Origin of the sequence: Clostridium sp. LS (assembly GCF_002760435.1) — a bacterium.
Lineage (GTDB): Bacteria > Bacillota > Clostridia > Clostridiales > Clostridiaceae > Clostridium.
In genome coordinates, this window is sequence record NZ_AUUU01000030.1 from 1 (window position 1) to 18827 (window position 18827).

At 28.2% G+C, this 18827-nt stretch carries 20 protein-coding genes and 1 riboswitch; of the genes, 15 read left to right on the forward strand and 5 right to left on the reverse strand.

What is annotated here, in order from left to right; translation table 11 throughout:
• Positions 1-326 precede the first annotated feature (326 nt).
• The 5 genes from lon (at position 327) to COL3_RS07795 (ending at position 4934) form a co-directional block, all read left to right on the forward strand.
• A complete protein-coding gene (lon, locus tag COL3_RS07775) occupies positions 327-2657 on the forward strand; it encodes an endopeptidase La (protein ID WP_008425590.1) in 2331 nt (776 codons plus the stop codon).
• Positions 2647-3243, forward strand: coding sequence for a ribosome biogenesis GTP-binding protein YihA/YsxC (yihA, locus tag COL3_RS07780; protein WP_008425592.1), 597 nt, complete (start codon positions 2647-2649; stop codon positions 3241-3243). Before lon ends, yihA begins: the two co-directional genes overlap by 11 nt.
• Before the next feature lie 255 nt (positions 3244-3498).
• Positions 3499-3987 carry a hypothetical protein gene (locus COL3_RS07785; protein WP_008425594.1) on the forward strand — a complete coding sequence of 163 codons (489 nt, stop codon included), beginning with the start codon at positions 3499-3501 and terminating at the stop codon, positions 3985-3987.
• A gap of 31 nt (positions 3988-4018) precedes the next feature.
• Positions 4019-4276: a hypothetical protein gene (locus tag COL3_RS07790; RefSeq protein WP_008425596.1), complete on the forward strand. Its 258-nt coding sequence runs from the start codon at positions 4019-4021 to the stop codon at positions 4274-4276.
• Positions 4277-4388: 112 nt separating this feature from the next.
• On the forward strand, positions 4389-4934 hold the full coding sequence (locus COL3_RS07795; RefSeq protein ID WP_008425597.1) for a hypothetical protein: 546 nt from the start codon (positions 4389-4391) through the stop codon (positions 4932-4934).
• A 168-nt stretch (positions 4935-5102) separates the two neighbouring features.
• Here the strand turns inward: COL3_RS07795 and COL3_RS07800 are convergent, their stop codons facing one another.
• Together COL3_RS07800 and COL3_RS07805 are read right to left on the reverse strand one after the other, a co-directional pair.
• Positions 5103-6029 carry a hypothetical protein gene (locus COL3_RS07800; protein ID WP_008425600.1) on the reverse strand — a complete coding sequence of 309 codons (927 nt, stop codon included), beginning with the start codon at positions 6027-6029 and terminating at the stop codon, positions 5103-5105.
• 143 nt (positions 6030-6172) lie between these two features.
• A complete protein-coding gene (locus COL3_RS07805; protein ID WP_008425602.1) occupies positions 6173-6580 on the reverse strand; it encodes a Fur family transcriptional regulator in 408 nt (135 codons plus the stop codon).
• A gap of 380 nt (positions 6581-6960) precedes the next feature.
• On the opposite strand from COL3_RS07805, the gene COL3_RS07810 reads away from it, so the two are divergent.
• Both COL3_RS07810 and COL3_RS07815 read left to right on the forward strand, forming a co-directional pair.
• A complete protein-coding gene (locus COL3_RS07810; RefSeq protein ID WP_008425604.1) occupies positions 6961-7281 on the forward strand; it encodes a hypothetical protein in 321 nt (106 codons plus the stop codon).
• A gap of 191 nt (positions 7282-7472) precedes the next feature.
• Positions 7473-7697, forward strand: a complete 225-nt coding sequence (locus COL3_RS07815; RefSeq protein ID WP_008425606.1) for a hypothetical protein — start codon at positions 7473-7475, stop codon at positions 7695-7697.
• Positions 7698-7971: 274 nt separating this feature from the next.
• Here COL3_RS07815 and COL3_RS07820 read toward each other — a convergent pair whose 3' ends face one another.
• Complete coding sequence (locus tag COL3_RS07820; protein ID WP_008425608.1) at positions 7972-9456, reverse strand: nicotinate phosphoribosyltransferase; 1485 nt, start codon at positions 9454-9456, stop codon at positions 7972-7974.
• A gap of 300 nt (positions 9457-9756) precedes the next feature.
• Between COL3_RS07820 and COL3_RS07825 the strand changes: the two genes are divergently transcribed.
• The 6 genes from COL3_RS07825 to COL3_RS07840 all read left to right on the forward strand — a co-directional run bounded on the left by COL3_RS07825 (position 9757) and on the right by COL3_RS07840 (position 15663).
• A complete protein-coding gene (locus COL3_RS07825) occupies positions 9757-11787 on the forward strand; it encodes an ATP-dependent helicase (protein ID WP_008425610.1) in 2031 nt (676 codons plus the stop codon).
• Positions 11788-12200: 413 nt separating this feature from the next.
• Positions 12201-12284, forward strand: a riboswitch (cyclic di-GMP riboswitch).
• Positions 12285-12315: 31 nt separating this feature from the next.
• Positions 12316-12468, forward strand: a complete 153-nt coding sequence (locus tag COL3_RS28630) for a hypothetical protein (protein ID WP_180277924.1) — start codon at positions 12316-12318, stop codon at positions 12466-12468.
• Between the two features lie 338 nt (positions 12469-12806).
• Complete coding sequence (locus COL3_RS28635) at positions 12807-12977, forward strand: hypothetical protein (protein ID WP_008425611.1); 171 nt, start codon at positions 12807-12809, stop codon at positions 12975-12977.
• Between the two features lie 551 nt (positions 12978-13528).
• The gene (locus COL3_RS07830) at positions 13529-13975 is read left to right on the forward strand and encodes a hypothetical protein (RefSeq protein WP_008425613.1); all 447 of its coding nucleotides are present in this window, start codon (positions 13529-13531) and stop codon (positions 13973-13975) included.
• 225 nt (positions 13976-14200) lie between these two features.
• A complete protein-coding gene (locus COL3_RS07835) occupies positions 14201-15040 on the forward strand; it encodes a L,D-transpeptidase family protein (RefSeq protein WP_008425615.1) in 840 nt (279 codons plus the stop codon).
• A gap of 335 nt (positions 15041-15375) precedes the next feature.
• Positions 15376-15663, forward strand: a complete 288-nt coding sequence (locus COL3_RS07840; RefSeq protein WP_143327529.1) for a hypothetical protein — start codon at positions 15376-15378, stop codon at positions 15661-15663.
• A gap of 39 nt (positions 15664-15702) precedes the next feature.
• Here the strand turns inward: COL3_RS07840 and COL3_RS07845 are convergent, their stop codons facing one another.
• Positions 15703-16776, reverse strand: a complete 1074-nt coding sequence (locus COL3_RS07845) for a glycoside hydrolase family 16 protein (RefSeq protein WP_008425621.1) — start codon at positions 16774-16776, stop codon at positions 15703-15705.
• Positions 16777-17041: 265 nt separating this feature from the next.
• Between COL3_RS07845 and COL3_RS07850 the strand changes: the two genes are divergently transcribed.
• Entirely contained in the window at positions 17042-17404 is a 363-nt protein-coding gene (locus COL3_RS07850; protein ID WP_008425622.1) for a helix-turn-helix domain-containing protein, read from the forward strand.
• A gap of 137 nt (positions 17405-17541) precedes the next feature.
• Positions 17542-18075: a YbhB/YbcL family Raf kinase inhibitor-like protein gene (locus tag COL3_RS07855; protein ID WP_035283747.1), complete on the forward strand. Its 534-nt coding sequence runs from the start codon at positions 17542-17544 to the stop codon at positions 18073-18075.
• 86 nt (positions 18076-18161) lie between these two features.
• Here COL3_RS07855 and COL3_RS07860 read toward each other — a convergent pair whose 3' ends face one another.
• On the reverse strand, positions 18162-18791 hold the full coding sequence (locus tag COL3_RS07860; RefSeq protein WP_008425626.1) for a hypothetical protein: 630 nt from the start codon (positions 18789-18791) through the stop codon (positions 18162-18164).
• Between the last annotated feature and the right edge of the window lie 36 nt (positions 18792-18827).

Below are 18827 nucleotides of genomic sequence, written 5' to 3' on the forward strand. Positions count from 1 at the left end.
TTGACCTAATAGGCTCGCTATGAGGGCAATTCGCCTCCTTGCCTGATGAAAAATATACACCTTAGTAAAAAGCAGCTATGCTGCATATACAGAACATTTCATGGCAACTTTGGACTTGTTATTTATTTTCATGTGCCTAAGAAACTCAAATTGAAACGCATGACAAAAATATTAAAAACGAAATTTTTTTTGTTTTACTTATTATGTAATAAACATAATATAATAGTAAGTTTTTATATGAGCAATCATTGAAAAAATTATATATTATGTGTATACTAGATAAGTCAAATAAATAATGTGATTATGATGTGGGGGGAAATAGTACTATGAAAAAGTTATATACAATTCCACTAATTCCTTTACGAGGATTGACTGTTTTTCCTAATGTAGTTGTACATTTTGATGTGGGAAGAGAAAAATCTATAGCAGCTATTGAACAAGCTATGTTAGATGAGCAAGAAATATTTCTTGTAGGCCAAAAAAATTCAGCTATAGAAGAACCTAATCAAGATGAAATCTATTCAATTGGAACTATATGTAGAATAAAACAAATATTAAAAATGTCAGATAATACTATTAGAGTTCTTGTTGAAGGACAAGAAAGAGGTAAAATAGTTGAATATATAGAGGAAGAAGAAAATTATATAAAAGTTTCAGTGGAAAAATTAGATGATGAAGTTGTTAATAATGAAGAGTTGGATGCTTATATAAAATATTTGAATAAGGAATTTACAAGCCTGCTAAAGCTTAGTGAAGATAATTATGGAGAATCTATTAAAACGATGGATCTTTCAGAAAAGCCAAGTCAATTTGTAGATATGGTTGCTTCTTATGCCATAACTGATGAGAAGTTAAAGCAAGAAATATTAGAAACTATAGATTTGACAAAAAGGATAGAAAAAGTCTTAGAACGAGTTAAGATAGAAATCTCTATAGCAAAAATACAGCGTAAGATAGCTAATAAAGTGAAAAATACTGTGGCTAAAGAGCAAAAGGAATTTTACCTTAGAGAACAGTTAAGAGCCATTCAAGAGGAATTAGGCGAAGATGATCAAGATAAAAAAGAAATAGAAAAATATGAGGAAAGAATTTCGAAAGCAAAACTTACTAAAGAGGTTAAGGATAAAGTTAATTACGAATTATCCAGACTTAAAACTATGAGTCCTACTTCATCAGAAGGTAATGTGGTTAAAGCTTATTTGGACTGGGTTTTAGATGTACCTTGGGGCAAGTATACTAAAGAAAGTATTAATGTTACCAAGGCAAGGGAAGTTTTAGATAAAGAACATTATGGCTTAGAAGATGTTAAAGATAGAATTATTGAATATTTAGCAGTAAAACAATTTAGTAAGTCTCAAAAAGGACCAATTCTTTGCTTAGTAGGTCCTCCGGGAGTGGGAAAAACATCTATAGCAAAATCTATAGCTAATGCTATCAATAGAAAGTATACAAGGATATCTCTTGGCGGAATGAAGGATGAAGCGGAAATTAGAGGTCATAGAAAGACATATATTGGTGCTATTCCGGGTAGAATAGTCTATGCAATGAAAGAAGCAAAATCAATGAATCCTCTTATGCTTTTTGATGAAATTGACAAAATTAATTCAAGTTATAAAGGCGACCCATCTGATGCCTTATTAGAGATATTAGATAGTGAACAAAATAAGGATTTTAGAGATAGCTATTTGGAAGTTCCAATGGATTTATCAAAGGTTATGTTCATAGCAACGGCAAATACTTTAGAAACTATTCCGAGACCACTTTTAGATAGAATGGAAGTTATTGAAGTATCAGGATATACTTATGAAGAAAAATTTAATATAGCTAAAAATCACTTAATTCCTAAGGTGTTTAAAGAATTAGATATACCTGAAAACAGTATTAAGATTGAAGATTCGTCTATTAGAGAAGTTATAGAAGGATATACAAGAGAATCAGGCGTGCGGGGATTGGAAAGAAAAATAAGTTCCTTAATAAGAAAGGCTCTGGCAGAAATGCTAAAACAAGGTAGAAAAGAATTCATAATAAATTATGAAGATGTTCAAGACCTTTTAGGAAAAAGAACGTTTGATTTTGATAAGATTGACAAAGTGGACAAGGTTGGTGTAGTTACTGGCATGGCGTGGACCGCTTATGGTGGAGATACTTTACCTATAGAGGCCATGGTAATGACCGGTTCAGGTAAGTTAGAGCTTACTGGTAAACTTGGCGATGTTATGAGAGAGTCTGCAAAAACTGCTTATAGTTATGTTAGAGCTAATGCTATAAAGTATGGAATAAACGAAACTTTTTATAAGGAAAAAGATATTCATATCCATGCCCCTGAAGGTGCAGTTCCTAAAGATGGTCCTTCAGCAGGAGTTACTATGGTTACAGCCCTTGTATCAGCCTTATCAGGTAAGAAAGTTAAGCATAACGTAGCAATGACTGGAGAAGTAACATTAACAGGCAGAGTACTTCCAATTGGTGGTTTAAAAGAAAAATCTTTAGCAGCATTCAGAGCTGGAGTAGATACGATAATAATTCCAAAGGAAAATGAGAAAGATATAGATAAGATACCGAATTCAATCAGAAATAGTTTAAATATTATTTCTGCTAAAGAAGTAAATGAGGTATTGAAAAATGCACTAATTGGAGAGGATACTAATGAGAATTAAAAAATCAGAATTTATTACCTCAGCTGTAAAGAAAAATCAATATCCTATTGATAATAGAGTAGAAATTGCTTTTGTCGGAAGATCTAATGTTGGAAAGAGTTCTTTAATCAACTCTTTAACTAATAGAAAAAAATTAGCGAAGGTAAGTCAGACTCCTGGTAAAACAAGATTGGTTAACTTTTTTCTTATTAATGATGATTTCTATTTGGTTGACTTACCTGGATATGGATATGCGAAAGTTTCACAAGCAGAAAAGGATAGCTGGGGAAAGACTGTTGAGATGTATTTAAATGATAGAGAGCAATTAAAAAGAGTTGTTTTACTTGTAGACTCAAGGCATAAGCCAACAGGTGACGATATAATGATGCATGAATGGATTAAGCATTTTGGTTATGATGTTATAGTAATTGCTACAAAAAGTGATAAACTTACAAGAAATGAACTTAATAAAAATGAAAAAGTAATACGAGATACACTAAAATTAAATCTAGAAGATAAATTATATTTCTTTTCCTCTTTAAATAGAAATGGGAGAGATGAATTAATTGATAATCTATTCCTAGAATTTGCAACAGATTTAGATTAATTATTTATCTTGAAATATATCCTTTTATGATTAAGTCTACTTGAAGGAATAGAAAGATAAAAATAACCCTTCTACAATAAATGTTTTGTAGAAGGGTTATTTTTTGTGCATTTAAGATTGTAATTTCATAGAATTATTATTTAAATATAAGTAATAATTTATAAAAATGGATATTATAAAAAATTGTGTCAAAAGTTTTTAGTACGAATAATATATAGTATAAAAAAGAAAAAATATTTCCAAGGAGGAATAAATATGGAGATGAATGATATCCTAAATGGTTTAAATTCATGTGATGATGATTGTAGTGAATCTACTAGCAATTGTAGTTGCGGACCAAACTTTGTAGGACCAGGAATCGGAGGATTTCCAGGAGGATTCGGAGGTTGTGGTGGCGGATTCAATAATTGTGGTTGCGGATTTGGTAGCTGGATTTGGATTTTATTAATATTGTTTTATTGTGGTTGCGGAAGAAATAGTAATAGAAGAAGAAATGATTGTTGCTGTGAAAGAAAAGAATGCTGCTGTGAGAAAAAAGAATGCTGTTGCGATGGTGGAAGCCATAGAGGTGGATTATTAAGCAACTGCTCACCATACTTGTTTATATTAGTAATCTTATTCCTTTGCAATAACAATTTCAATGGTTGCGGTATAGGCGGAGGATGCAATACAGGTTTTGGCGGAGGCTTCGGTGGAGGATTTAATTCTTGTAATAGCAATTTTGGCTGCGGTATAGGTTGCTAAAATTCTTAATTTTTAGGAAGGAGAGATAAATATGTCTAGAAAGAAGAATAAATGCTGCTGTGAAAAGAAACATCAAGAGTGTTGCTGTTACGAATCTGGATCTTATGGCTCAGGCTTATTTGGCGGAGGAAATGGCTGCACACCAATCATATTTCTATTAATAGCATGTGGTTCAGGATTATTAAATTGTAATAAATCATATTTAATTATTTTACTATTCTTATTATGTGGTGGATGTTTCTCAGACTTTTTCGGTGCTGGAAACCAAGACTATAACACTTGCTGCTAGGATAGTGGATAGAGGGCTTATAGCCCTCTAAAAAAATGCCTAAAAACGCAAACATTTTTATAGTAATGTACATATATTAAAAAGAGGCAATTATTATTGAAAGGATTTAAAAATGGCTAAGCATAAACATAGAGAACAAGATTCAGCAAGAAATGAAACTAACAACAATATGAATGCTGGTAGAAATAGTAATATACCTTTTGGTATAGATCCTATGCAATTAATGGGGTTGTTAGGTGGAAATATTGATTTGAATAATATGGGCAATATGTTAGCTTCAATGAATACTAATGGGTTTAATATGGGCAATTTAAGTTCAATTGCTCAAATGATGGGATTAAATTTAGATAATAATCTTTTCCAAGGGAATGTGAATAATCAAAATAATGATTTCAATAAAAATTTATATCCAAATTTTAATCAAAACATGAAAGAACAATCAAATCCTATCAACACAAATCCTGTTAATTCAAAGAGTGCTGAAAATCAAAACTCTGATAAGAACAATAAAAAGAATGTTGTAAATAAAAATATTAAAGACAATGATGTTAATTTAGAATTTTTAATGGCACTCAGAAATTTTGTTCATCCAGATAGAATAAGGTTTATCGATAAGATCATTGAAGCATATAAAAGAGGGGAACTTAAAGATGCTTAAAAAAAAGCAAAATAATTTCTATAAATGTGTATACAAAAGAAAAACATGTTAATAATATTAATGTAATAGAGAAAGCATTCTCTTACAAACTTAATGAATTATAGATTTTTTACTTCATTAAGTAACCCCTCATCCCCCTTTAGGCCGCAGTATGCGGCCTTCATATTTTTATGATACTTTTTGTATACTATTAATTTTATAGTATGAATCAACCTTTTCTAAATCTAATAGGAGTATTAATTCAGTTTTATTACTATCTGCACCTCTAAGTTTACTTTTTTCAAATGATATTCTCCATCTTATAGATGAAGGCTCTCCTGAATCAGTCCATTTATAATCATAAAAGAAAGCATTTTGAAAAGCATAAGAATAGTTATCTTTATCTAAATTCCAAAGTAAAGATAAATTATTTCTATCTATTTCGGGAATAAAGATGTCTGGAAGATCATCGAGCACATATGGAAGTTCAATTATGTTTATAAATTTAACTACTGAATCTAAAGAAGGAATATTTGAATTATCTTTGCTAGTATCTAAGACTTTATTGTTAATTAGCATAAAACTTTTTAAAGAAGATAGTCCTTCAGAGGAGGATATTGAAAAACATTGAGGCGTTTTAGAATTCTTACAATCTAATATGCCAAAAATATTATTTTCACTTGATGAAACTAAATCAAATTTATTTTTATCCCAATGGAATACGTAAGAAATAGGCTTATTATTCTTAGAACCTATTAGTATTATTTCTGGTACATTATCTCTAGAGATATCATGAAGATATACTTTGGGCTCCCAATGAGTATTGTTAGTGAAAAGTGTTTTGTCTTTTAATTGTTCGGAAAGATAATAGTTATCAGTTGAACATTTTATGTTGAAATCAACTTTATTTTGAGAATTTGATAGTTCTAAAGTATCTTTTATACCATCACCTGTTAAATCACAGTAGGTATCCTGTGAGATATTTACTGGAGAAATAGTTTGTAAAGTCTCAAAATTATTTGAGATAAAATAGACTAGAGTAATAATTCCAAAGAATGTGCCTATATATAATATTGCATTTAATAAAAGTTTTTTCTTAATTATTAAGATTTTCATTATGTATCACCTCAATAAATTATATGTTAATAATTGGGCTCATATTAATCATACAGAGACACATTATAAAAAAAGACTATAACTTTAAATAAAAGTATATCGCTTAATATACTTTTATTTAAAGTTATAGTCGAATAAAAAAATTACTGACAATTTGCACAGTATCCATAAAAATAAACTTTATTTGATACAATTTGATAATCAGTGTGTTCTGAAGCTAAAGTGTTGAGGTTATCAAGAGATAAATCCTTGAAATCATCAACCTTACCGCAACCTAGACATTGCAAATGAGGGTGTGGAGATGCATTTCCATCATATCTAAAGTTTCCTTCACCAACATTTATTTCTTGAACCAATCCTACATCAACCAATGTTTTTAGTGCTTTATAAACTGTAGCTAAGCTCATAGTTGGATATTGAACATGTATATCTGTATAAATAACATCAGCCGAAGGATGAGAAGTTGTATTAATTAAATAATTATATACTGCAAGTCTTTGAGGGGTTAATTTTAGCTTTTTTTCTTTGAAAATAGAAGCTATATAATCCATATTTATTACCTCACTTATTATAATTTTATGAACAAATTATAACATAAAAATAAATAAATAAATAGTCAACGTTATTAATTAATGCTATTTATAAATAATAATTATTAATAGTTGTTGTTTTATTGATAAATATATGATTTACAGAATGTTAACTTAATTTTAGTATATATTAAACACAAAATGATAAAAATTTATTGTATAGTTAGGAAAAGTCTGTTAAAATAAAAATAAGATAAAGAATGTTAATTTATTAACATTCTAATGTAATTGTATATTATCTAAAATATTCCACAGAGAAAATACTAATTTTTATTACAGACTTAAATTTATAGCCTATGATAAAAATAAAAGTAATAGAATTAATAAGGAGGCGTATTGTTGTGGGAAAATATAAAGTTGGAGACGAGTTAATTATTGTCAATGATCCAAACAAAGATAATGCAAAATTAAAGGAACTAACTACTTTAACTGTTGATGGTGATTTTGCTCAAATATCATGGGGAATTAAGATATTAGAGGTAGAATATGATAAACCAAATGTAACATTAACTTATAAAAATGTTAATGGTGAAAAGAATAAAGTTTTTGCAGTATGTAAAGATATAGAAAATTTTGATAAAGAAAAAGTTTTAGAAAAAGCATTACTTAGAGCGTTCCAAAATGAAGTAATTGATATTTCTGTAAATAAGAATAAGTTTTAACATTAATAAGAAAGAGACCTCTTTAATTTAAAAGGTCTCTTTTTATATTTTTTTATTTAAATTGAATATTACAGAAAAATATTTGCATAATCTTTACTTTATATACAATTTATAATATAATGGTTTCATGAATTTTAATATTTATTAAATTTTTAAATTATGAGGAAGAGAAAAGGATGGCGGGGAATATTATGAGTAGGTGTCCATTTTGGTCAACAAATAGAGAAAGAGTCGAATGTTATAAGGAGTGCCCTCTATTAACAAATGAATCTCATGGTGAAAAAGATAGCTCACATTGTATATTTAATGATTGCACAGAAGCAAATAATTTACATTTTAAAGATATCGTAAATGAAGATTACAACTTTTTAAATTTATCTGCATATAATGAAGAAACTAGTATAATGAATTATTAGGCACATTCAAAAAAATAACAGGCCAGTATGCTTGCATATTTTGCACTATATGCGTCAGCAAATTCTACTAATAGCCCACTATGAGCAGAATTTACTTCATTGTCTGATACAAAATATTCGGCGCATCTTTGGTCTATTATTTATTTTCGTGTGCCTTAAAATAAAGAGGATTAGAATGTATAATACATTTTAATCCTCTTTTACTTTAATTTCAAAAAACCTTTCTTTGGATATTCGGAAAAATATAAATAAAAGTAATTTACATATATAATGACTAATCCTGTACTTCATATGAATTTGTATACTTATGAAGTAGAGAATGTTTTAATGACCATAAGTTTTGCGATAAATCAACATAATAAGTGTGTGGATTTTCGAATCTTAATACTTCAGGCCATAGCTTATCTGTCTCATTTTTAGAGAATTCCTTTATATCTAAAACACTAGGAGATTCATATATACATTTACCAGAATTAAAAATTTGAACTTGAAGATTTCTAGTATAATAATTTTTGATTTTTTTCCTTTTCCATGTATGAATAGGATCAAATAAAACTAAAGGTTCATTTTCATTAATATTTTCATCTCTTAAAGCAATTAAGTCAGCTAATGCCTTATGAGATGTCTTATCAAATATTCTCACTATCTTTTTAAATCCTGGGTTAGTGATCTTTTCTTCATTTTCACTTATTTTAATTTTAGGTATAATTTCATCATTGCCTTCTAATGCCACTAATTTATATACGCCGCCAAAAACTGGTTCAGATTTTGCTGTAATAAGACGTTCGCCAACACCAAAAGAATTTATACATGCACCTTGTTCTAGTACAGCTTTTATAATATGCTCATCGAGGGAATTTGAGACTACAATACCGCAATCTTCATACCCTGCTTCATCCAACATTTTTCTGCACTTAGTTGTAAGATAAGTAATATCACCAGAATCAATTCTTACTCCACGAGGTCTCTTACCTTGTGGCTTTAAAATTTCATCAAATACTTTTATTGCATTTGGAATACCGGATTTTATTACATTATAGGTATCAATAAGTAATACACAGTCATCAGGGTAAATTTCAGCCCAAGCTTTAAAAGCATCATATTCAGTATCATATAATTGAACCCAGCTGTGAGCCATTGTACCTACAGCTGGAATATTGAACATTCTATCTGACATCGTACAAGCTGTTGAACTGCAGCCACCTATTATGGAAGCTCTAGCGCCGTAAATTGCACCATCGTACCCTTGAGCCCTCCTTGAACCAAATTCCATTACAGGACGGCCTTCAGCAGCTCTACAAATTCTATTAGCTTTTGTAGCAATTAATGTTTGATGGTTTATAGTTAGAAGAATCATTGTCTCAAGAAATTGTGCTTGAATTACAGGACCGCGAACAGTCACAAGAGGCTCATTTGGGAAGACAGGATTTCCTTCTGGAACTGCCCAAACATCGCAACTAAAATCAAAGTTTTCTAAGTATTCAAGAAATTCTTCGGAAAACATGTTCTTAGATCTTAAATAAGTAATATCGTCATGGGTAAACTCTAAAGATTTTAGGTAATCAATTAGTTGTTCAACACCAGCCATTATACAATATCCGCCACCATCGGGAACTCTTCTAAAAAACATATCAAAGTAAGCTATTTTGTCTTTAAGTCCTTTGTCAAAATAACCGTTTCCCATAGTTAATTCATAAAAATCAACTAGCATTGTTAAGTTTCTTTCATCTTTTACATTGAAATTAGGTCTATTATTCATAATAATCTCCTTTAAATAAAAACATAAAATACATTCAGTTTAATAATTGGTATATTATTCAATATAAATTTAAATATATAAAACTATTGTACATCTATAGGACTTTGATTACAATATAGTTGCGATTAACTTAAATTAAGACATACTATATTTTTTAAAAGAAAAATTATAATATTCAAGATTTTGAGATAAATTTGAAATTTATATTATAAATATGGATAAAATTTATAATAACTAATTTAATTAGTAAAGATATGATTACAAACTTTGTTTGGCTAGGAAGAAAGAGGGAATTATAAAGTGGGGTACAACCTTGATAAATATCAAATGAATGCAGTAAATGCAGAGGAAAAGAATACATTAATTGTTGCGGCACCAGGTTCCGGGAAGACAACTGTTATAATAAATAAAGTTAATCATTTGGTTAAAAATAAAAAAATTCCTAATGGGAATATAATAGTTATTACTTTTACAAAAGCAGCTGCTCAGAATATGAAAAATAGATATGCCAAAATGTTTAAAGCAGATAGATCACCGTTTTTTGGGACATTCCATGGTTTGTTCTATAAGATGCTTTTAAGATGTGGTGAAAGTATAGATATAGTTGATGGATCAATTGTACACAAAATAGTTAGCAGTGTATTAAGTAAATATTTTGATGAGGTTAATGAGGATAAAATAAAGGAAGCCATCAATAATATTTCATTATATAAAACTTCAAGAGTATCTTTAAAAGAATTTAAGCCGTCTCTTTCCAAAGAGATTTTTGAAGAAGCTCTAGAGAAATATGAAGAGTATAAAAAATTAAATAATAAAAGAGATTTTGATGATTTAGCTATAGAAGTATTGGAATTACTTAAAAAAGATGAAAGTATGCTTTTGGCATATAGAAAGTTGTTTAAATATGTATTAGTAGATGAATTTCAAGATTGTGATGAGATGCAGATTGACTTCCTAAAACTTATTAATGAAGGAGAAGATAATCATCTTTTTGCAGTTGGAGATGAGGATCAATGTATTTACTCATTTAGAGGCTCAAAGCCAGAATATATGGTCAGTTTTGATAATATATTTAAAGGCGGAAAAAAGTATTACTTATCGATTAATTACAGAAGTAAGATGAACATAGTAGATAAGTCAAAAGCAGTAATAGGCTTTAATGAAAAGAGAAACAATAAGGAAATTAAGTGGAATAGAGATAGTGAAGGTATAATCAAGTGGTTTAGCCCGTACAATGAAAAAATGCAGGTTGAAAGCATAAGTGATATAATTTGCGAAAATAAAAAAATTGGTATACCTTATGAAGACAATGCTGTACTTTATAGAACTAATATAGAATCAATGATGTTTGTTGAGACTCTAGCAAAAAGAAAAATTCCGTTTACATTACTAGATCGTGAATATAATTTCTTTGAACATTTTATATGTAAGGATTTAATTGCTTATTTAAAACTTTCAGTTAATGAATTTGACAGAGATAGTTTTCTGCAAATAATAAATAAGCCCTTTAGATATATAAGCAAAAGTAACTTTGCGTATATAAAGAATTACATTAAAGAAGAAAGTCCATTTACTATGCTTATGAATAAAAGTGATATACCACCATTCCAAAAGAAAAATCTTGATAATTTAAGGAAAGACATTAACTATTTAAATAAAATATCATTATCATCTGCAATTGCATATATAGTTATGGATTTAGGGTATTTGGATCACTTAAAAGGTTATACTCAAAAAGTTAATCAAAGTTTAGAAGACTTAGAAGACATAATTGAGGAATTTAAATTATCGGCAGAAGGTTTTAAAACCATATTTGAATTCTTAGAGCATGTGGAGGAAATAAAACAAACAATAGAAGCTAGTAAGAAAAAAACTCAGAGAGAAGGGGTTATACTTAGTACTATACATGGAGTAAAAGGCATGGAGTTCAAAAACGTCTATGTCATAAACTGTGTAGAAGAAACTATACCTCATGCATCTAGCATAAAAGACAACATAGAAGAGGAACGTAGATTGTTCTATGTTGGAATAACAAGGGCAATAGATAATCTTTATTTATTTTCTCCAAGAAACCGTAAAGGACAGTTTAAAGAGGTTTCCAGATTTATTGTTGAGGGGAAGCTAAATGATATGCCTGTAGATACTTATGGGTATGAGGTTGGGAATAAGGTTGATCATAAAGCTTATGGTATAGCAGAGGTAGAAGAATTTGATGAAAAGGATAAAGATAAGATTAAGCTTAAATTTGGTGATGGAACCTTTAGGAGCTTTTCTTTGAAGGTTTTGATTGATAATAACCTTATTCATAAAGCTAATCAGGGAGCATATTAAGAAAGCGCTTTTTAAAAAGGTGCCTTTTTTCGTTTAGCAAATCCTTACGTAGGTAATAGGAAGAATTGAAAAATGTAAAAAATGTATTAAAGTTATGTTAAGATAATATTTTGTTGTCAAATTATGTTAAAAAATAAACTGTAAGGAATATTCTTTATTTTAAATTAATATTAAACCTTTGATTAAAAGTATAGCTTTGGTATTGTATATAATTTCCATTATTTCAAGAGAAAATTGGATTGTATATATTTTGGGAAGTGTGAATATGTAATTTATTTACAATAAAATAAAAATTATGTGGAATTGTGTTGTGGATGTGTGTTGAATAATAAATACATTGATGTTAATATTATACATATGATAATAAAGTTGTAAAAAATATAAGTCATGCATATGTTCGTAACATTAATAGAATTAAAATTGGAAACTGTGAAAAATTCTCTTTATTTGGGCACCTGGGGAATTTGGAGTTAGTGGTGCAACCGGCCAATAATGAGTTTGTTACTAATTATTATTGGAGGTATTATTTTGGAAAAGATAGAGTTTAAAGTGTTAGAGCTATTTACTAGATACTTGATATGGATAGAAGATAATAAGTTGGAAGATAACATTAATAATTATATTCTTTATGTTAACAGTATGGATAAAAATAGTAGTAAAGATTTCAAAAGATATTGTTAATAAAAGTTAGAATTTAGCAAAATAATCTAAAGTCTATAATGTTGTGCTACAGAAAAATTTAATGTACAGCAATCCGCTTGCAACAAGAGTTATAATTAAAACATAAGTTTCAATCAAAATTAAAGGTAGATTAGGTAGAAATACTTAATTTACCTTTAATTTTTGGTTGAATTAAATATTATGTTATTAATTCATATGGTGTTAGATGAGAGAAATTAAAGCAATTAAAATTATCGATAAAACTTTTATTAATTAATATTGATTATTATATAATAAAATGTTATAATTTACTTAAGATTAAATAGTATTAAATACGATACTTAAAGGAGGGAATGAGAATGGGAAATTTAATAAAGATAAATATATATGCTGATTTAAATAAAAGAAAAGGATATATACTAGATTTAAAAAATTTAGAAGCAAATATTTCAAATTATAATAACTGGTTACAAAAGACTCACAGAGAGGATAAAATCGAAAGTTATGAAAAGTTTTTACAAGCTAAATAATTGGTTATAAAGAGTAATTAACAGTCAAAATGATGTTAATTACTCTTTTCTTTTATTGTTGAATATATATTTAGTACATAAAAAAGGCAACCTACTTAGGGGAATAGGTTGTCTTAGGGGTTTGTTAGCATTTTAATAAGAGTAAATAATAATGCTTTAACTACTTTACAATAATATTATAATTTAAAATTATAACGGAATTATTACAAAGCTGTGGCAAATTTAAGGCAGTTGATAAGTTTTGTAGAATAGCTAAAAATAAAAAGGATAACTTATAATACGCAAATAAGTTATCCGGATACTGATTTATAATAGGAGAACAATTAATGAAAAATGTTTATGATATTATTATAAATAAAATTCGTGACAATATTATGGCAAAATATAAAGAAAAAATTTAAAAGAAAAAGAATATATTCATGAAATTAAAATATACTTCAATAGATACATAATAAGTTTTTTGAAATATTTGAATATGGAATAGGAAGTGATCTAAGTTGAAGTATATAAAAAATAAAATAATTCATTTTTTTATATTCGGAAGTCTATATATGAATATTGAAGTTTTAATGAGGGCAGTACATGGAAGTATGGTTGGATTTGATGGGATTAAATATTATTCTTTAATGGGATATACCTCTATTTATATGGGGATATTAAGTGGAATATTATCATTGATAATAGCATATTTGTTAGATAACGATAAATATTTTGAACTAAAAGTATGGCAAAAGTTATTGATAGGAGGAAGTATAATAACTTTTGCTGAATTGTGCTTTGGGTTAATATTTAATGTATATTTATTTCAAATGAATATATGGCATTATACTGGAATTAACTTTATGCACCAAATATCTTTAGAGACTTCATTGGAGTGGCCATTTATAATAACACCAATGATTATAAGCCTTGATAGCTATTTGACTTATTGGATTTATGGTGAGGATAAGCCGGTAAGTTTTATTAAGATTTATATAGATTTGATTTTGGGAAGATAATAAATGCATATAGTATTGAAAAATAGCTAAGAACTTTTAAAGTTCTTTTTTTATTACTCAAAAAAGTTATCTTAATTTACCATTTATTTTGTCAGATTTTTTCATAAAGTTACGAAATATATTAATGTTGAGTCTTACTTAATTATTTATTTACGTGAAGTTTTATTATACAAAGGAAGATTCCAAGAATACATAAAAGAGCAAAAGAGAAAAGGAAAAATGATTATGAAAAAAACAATTTTAAGTTTAGCAGTAGCAGAAGTTATAATAAGCTGCAGTATGCAATCAAAGGCACATGCTGTAACCATTTCAAATACTAATGATACTTCTAATGGCATAGCTACAATATCTACACTGCAAGGAAGTGGAAAAATAATATCTATAGGTTCCAAAGGTAGTATTGTTAGAAGCATCCAGCGATTACTGAATTCATTGGAAGGTTATAATATTCAGGAAGATGGAATATATGGAGCTGAAACATATAATGCTATAACTAAATTTCAAGCAAAAAATGGATTAAAACAGGATGGTATTGTAGGTAAACAAACAGCAGATAAATTATTGAGCATTAATACTAAACCTGAAATAAATATTGTAAATTCAAAAATAGGAAACGGGTTAGAAAAAGTAAAGGTAACAAACGTAAAGGAAATAATAAATTCCAAACTAAATTTAAAAGAAATAAATTCAGATACTAATTATTTTATAGCTGTAAGTAAATCTCAAAGAGAAGTATATATTTATCATAAAGAAATTGATTCATGGGTAAATATAAAAGCATTTTCATGTAATATAGGAGCGCCTGGAAGCCCAACTATAGAAGGGGATTTTTATAGTGGATTAAAAGGCAAAGAGCTAAGAATAAATGAAACTTACGTAAAATACTTCACACAAATAAGTGGTAATTATTTGTTTCATAGTGTTCCTTATAATGAAATTGGAGAAGCTATTGATGATTGTTTTGGTGAAGAAGTATCACACGGATGTGTTAGACTTTCTTTAGAGGATGCTAAATATATCTATGATACTATACCAGCAGGAACTAGTATTAAAATAATTGAATAAAAAATATCGATTCGTAAATAAACTAAAAAGAATGACTTACTTAGGGGAATAAGTCATTCTTTTTAGTTTATAAGTATTTTTTAATAAGGGTAAATAATAATGCTTTAACTACTTTACAATTTTTATTATAAACCGTAAATATTACAAATGTGTTACAAAAATATAAATTTTTAAATAATAATTAACTGACAAACTATTTGTTAAGTCATTTTCTTATTAACCATAAGAAATACTATTGCATATAACAACTATTAGGGTAGATAAATAGAATTCAAACGAGTTCTCACCCAATAGATTGCAAAAGGAGAAATATAGTTCAAATGAATACTAAACTTATGAATAAAATAATAGAGATTTCTAAGGAAAATGGTTCATTGAAAAAAGAAAATGAAATTTTAAGGAAGGATAATGAAATATTACAAGGAAAAATCAATAGTCAAAAAGAACTAAATGATTTTGTAGAAACTATTGATCAACTATTAAATATTAATAATAAAGATATCATAAATAAAACAAAAGTATTAGAAAAAGAAGAAAATCCAATTGCTAAGGACAATAGCGAGAAAGTAAAGAAAGTAACTATAGCAGAAATTTTAAAAAAGAATTTTTTTAGTAAAAAATAAAAATTATGAAGACTAGGAGTAATCTTAGTCTTCATAATTTTAATAAATCCAAACTCCATTTGAATCTAAAGTATAGCCATCAATAGTTGTATTTTTTAGCATAATACCTTGCTCATTAAGATAATACCAATTTCCGCTATCATTTAGCCAGCCAGTTTTCATTTTTCCATCCGAATCTAAATAGTACCAATAATCCTTGAGATATAGCCAACCTTTATAAGGATTTCCATCACCATCTAGGTAATAATTATAGCCATTGCTTTTATCTTTATACCATGCATTTCTTGGTTTACTAATTGAGATAGAATCCGAATGCCTGTTATATACTCTAACATAATCAACATACATCTTTGCAGGGAAATTTGTAGATGCATCTGGATTTTGAGGCAGGTTTCCACCTACAGCCAAATTTAAAACTATGAAAAACGGTTTATGAAGTGATTCAGTTCCGTTAACATTATTAGTAATATCATATTCAAAATATTCATTATCATCAACAAACCATTTTATATAATTAGGGCTCCATTCAATTGAGTAATTATGATATTGGCTCACATCTATATTTGTTTGTCCGCCATGGGACTCATACATATTTCCATTATGTGCATTCCAGTGAAGAGTTCCCAAAACATTTTTTGCATCGTTTATATGTTCCATAATATCAATTTCACCGCAATCGGGCCATTTTACGGAGGCCATATTTGATCCTAACATCCAAAATGCAGGCCAAAAACCTTGACCTTCTGGAAGTTTCATTCTTGCTTCAACTTTACCATAAAGAAAATTCTGCAAACCTTCACTTTTTAAGCGTGCTGAAGTGTATTGACTGCCGTTATAGGATTCTTTTCTTGCCTCAATAACAAGGTTTCCATCCTCAATTCTAGCATTTTCAGGCCTGTTAGTATAATATTCAAGTTCGTTATTTCCCCATCCATGTCCATCAATATCATAGGTCCAATTTGAAGAATTAATTTCACTTCCATCAAACTCATCGCTCCAAGTAAGATCCCATTTATCAGGGGTAGTTTGGGCATAGGCCTCTAAAGATTTAAATTGTATATTATTAATTAAAAATAACGCAGTTGCAATTAATGATAGTTTAGATAATTTCATAATGTCCCCTTTCATTTTTAGGTATAATAAATAATTTAATGTGTAGACTTACAGGCTTGGAATTAAGTTGTATTTATAGTTGGGTTTACATATTATCTTTATACAATTTTACCAAATATATTATTGAAAGTAAAATGATGGTGAAATTGATGTTTATAAATATATTAAATGATAAAAATTTATTTTTCTATTTTTTGCGCTTATAAAAAATGGTAAAATTGCATCATAACAACAAATTAATATTTTTAGAAAGGATATTAAAGATATGATATTAAGAGAAGAATTTACATGTCCTTTAGAATTAGCTCATGACATGATAAAAGGAAAATGGAAGCCTATTATTTTATGGAGACTGCGCCTTGGCAGGACATCATTAGCTAAATTAGAAAAGGATATTAAAGGCATAACTCAAAAAATGTTGATTCAGCATATTAATGAATTAATGGAATATGGCCTAGTTGATAAAGTAAAGTATGAGGGGTATCCATTAAAAGTAGAATACTTTTTAACACCTGAAAAAGGAACAAAGATGATAGAATGCTTAGAAATTTTGCAGGAAATAGGAATGAGTTATATGGTTGAAAAGGGGCAAAAAGAAAGCATTAGAGAAATGTGGTTTAAACTATAGAAACATAAACTTTTAATATGCTTAAATACATACAAAAAAGTGGGTAATTTACGAGTAGCTGACCCTAATTTATAATTTAGATATTCTAAGGAGTATTTAATAAACCAGAGCAAATAATTATGAAGGGAAAGATGATTATGAAAATAACAAGTTCAGCTATAGTAAATGGAATTATCCAAGATAAGTACGGTAAAAGAGGACAAGAATTTAAAAATAAACAAGGTGAAATGAAACAACAATTTGATGAAGATGCCTGTATGCCTGTAAGGTCTATTCCTATAAAAATTGAGGAAGCACCTAATAATACTGTGTCATATTGCATTTTTATAGAAGATAAAGATGCAATACCAGTATGTGGATTTTCATGGATACATTGGTCTGTCGCAAATCTTACAAGAAATGTAATTGAGGAAAATGAAAGTGTAGTTGCTAAAGATTTTATTCAAGGAGTAAACAGCTGGTATGGAGCGGCAGGTGGATTTGATAGAGAAATTGCTATAGGTTATGGAGGAATGACGCCACCTGATAAGCCTCATAAGTACCACATTAGTGTTTACGCTCTTGATACAACATTAGAACTCCAAAATGGTTTCTTTGTAAATGAATTATTTACAGCTATGGAGGGACATGTAATTGATGTAGAAACGGTATCTGCAACTTATTTTAATTAGGCAAAAAGAAGAATATTTCAAAGGCTAGAGAATAATCCCTAGCCTTTATTTATTTAAATGATTACATAGTATAAGAAATTATATAATTATCTACTTTTGATGAACACAAATAAATCGTATTTTTTCGAAAGTATTGTATAAGAAATTACTGCTATTACACAAGTTAATAAAACTAATAATAAACTGTATGTAAAAGGAACAGTAGAATTAAGAAAATCAACTTTAGATTTTAGAAAAGTCATCAATACAAATGGCATTAATATAAGCCCAAAAACTAAGAGTGAACGCAATTTAGGATTATAGGTATTTTTATGTCGTAGAACTGAAAAGGACACAAAATATCCTATAAAAATTAAAGTACAAATTATTAAAGTATTTATTAATATGCCTTTCTCAAAAAATATATCCAATAACGAAAAAAAGAAGATAATTAAGGAATAAATAAATATTCCTTCAAATATTTGTTGGAGTACCGAAACAGATTTATTATATTCATAAATTAAATTATTACAGAATTTATTTAAGTCTTTATTACATTCGAGTTTTTTTGGTGGAACCTTTTGTTTTTGAGCTGTAAATACAATATCAAAAACTTGAGATTCTACTTTTTTTGGCAGCAGAAGGCTAAAGTTATTTTGTATTAAACAAGCTTCTATTGAACGGTAAGTTTCAAGATAAGTATTTTTAAGTAAAGATATATCAGGTCTGCTTTGCATATTATCCACCTCTTAAATTTGTAATGTTTGCAGTAT